The organism is Pseudooceanicola marinus, assembly GCF_002786295.1.
GTDB classification, from domain to species: Bacteria; Pseudomonadota; Alphaproteobacteria; order Rhodobacterales; family Rhodobacteraceae; genus Pseudooceanicola; species Pseudooceanicola marinus.
Genome location: NZ_PGTC01000029.1, coordinates 1374 through 2013, shown reverse-complemented (window position 1 = coordinate 2013; position 640 = coordinate 1374). Strand labels below are relative to the sequence as shown.

Here is a 640-nt window from a genome sequence, read left to right as displayed (position 1 = left end):
GTGGCGGCAATCGGGGCTGAACCACATCAGGCCGATATGGCGGCCGGCGAGATGGTCGAGGGGATCGACGCGATAGACGTTCTCGCTCAGGTGCAGGGTCTCGGGGTGGTTGGCCGCATGCAGGGCCAGGGCGGCCGAGTTGTGGTTGATGGCGATGTCGGGGCCGCGGCCCAGGGCCATATCGATCCCGGTCGAGGCGCCACCGCCGCCGGCGAAGCTGTCGACGATCAGCGGCGGGCCGAGGGGCGCCCCGCGGGTGTCACCGGCCAGTTCAAGGTCGAGAAGATGCGCTCCGTCCATCAGGAGGCCTCCGGGGTGCAGACAAGGGCGTGGTAGGCGGGCAGCAGGGCGAGGGTGGCCAGCCCGGTGCAGAGCGCCAGTGTCGCCAGAGAGGGGCCGTCCTGGGCCTGGCCGAACAGCCAGCCCGCGCCCGGCGCGGCGCCGAGCAGGTAGGGGCCGCAGGGGGCGAGCCGGCGCAGCAGGCGGGGCATCGGGTACCGAGCGGGGGTGTCGCAGACTGTCCGTGCCGCGTCATAGGGCGCGAGGGTCATGGCAAGCACGAGCGCCAGCTGTACCAGGTTGCCACCCTGCGCCAGGGCGGCGGCCGAGAGCGCGGCGACGGTCGGGCAGGCGAGGACGG

1 protein-coding gene and 1 pseudogene are annotated in these 640 nt (G+C 73.1%); both read right to left on the bottom strand.

Annotation, left to right across the window (positions count from 1 at the left end; all coding sequences use genetic code 11):
- A pseudogene (locus tag CVM50_RS22060) lies at positions 1-300 on the bottom strand (DNA cytosine methyltransferase); the annotation flags it as partial.
- Positions 300-640: hypothetical protein (locus CVM50_RS21825; protein WP_198431947.1), on the bottom strand; the 341-nt coding region annotated here is incomplete at its 5' end. The pseudogene CVM50_RS22060 and the gene CVM50_RS21825, both read right to left, overlap by 1 nt.